This is a genomic window from Vibrio sp., assembly GCF_050299255.1.
GTDB lineage: Bacteria > Pseudomonadota > Gammaproteobacteria > Enterobacterales > Vibrionaceae > Vibrio.
In genome coordinates this window covers 1-580 of sequence record NZ_JBNKVP010000198.1, presented here as the reverse complement: position 1 = coordinate 580, position 580 = coordinate 1, and the positions used below count along the sequence as shown (strand labels likewise).

1 protein-coding gene is annotated in these 580 nt (G+C 49.1%); it reads left to right on the top strand.

Going from position 1 to position 580, the window contains the following annotated elements; all coding sequences use genetic code 11:
• Positions 1-29 precede the first annotated feature (29 nt).
• A partial coding sequence (locus ACQY6F_RS19000; RefSeq protein WP_428776687.1) for a hypothetical protein occupies positions 30-580 on the top strand: 551 nt, incomplete at its 3' end.

Here is a 580-nt window from a genome sequence, read left to right as displayed (position 1 = left end):
ATCACGTTGTCATCAAGGCGTGGCACAATATGCTGATGCCCGGCAAGCGCAAACCCAAACGATTGCCGATGCACCGGCATCCTTTCACACTGATACAAGTTGTTCGTTATGATAAAGAAGGAAATTTGGCTTGCAAACGACCTATGTGGCTTCTCGCTATTGGCAAGCGACGCCATGAATTGAGTGCCCAGGATATCTACGAAGCGTATGGTCAACGATATGACCTGGAACACTTTTTCCGCTTTGGCAAACAAAAAATGCTGTTGGCCAGTTTCCAAACGCCGGAGGATGTGCGTGAGGAAAAGTGGTGGCAGTTGGTGCATCTGGCTTATGCTCAATTATGGATGGCGCGGCATGTTGCTGGCAATTTGACCCGCCCTTGGGAACGCAATCTACCAGCGATGAAAAAAGGGTTGATGTCACCGACGTTGGTACAACGTGATTTTAGTAGAATTATTCGCCAGATTGGGACACCAGCCAAACCGCCCAAACCCCGATTTATTTCATCTGGCAGACGCAAGGGGACAAAATTACCTCCTCGGCCCCATAGAAAAGTGGTTGTCAAGAGCCAACAAGAGGC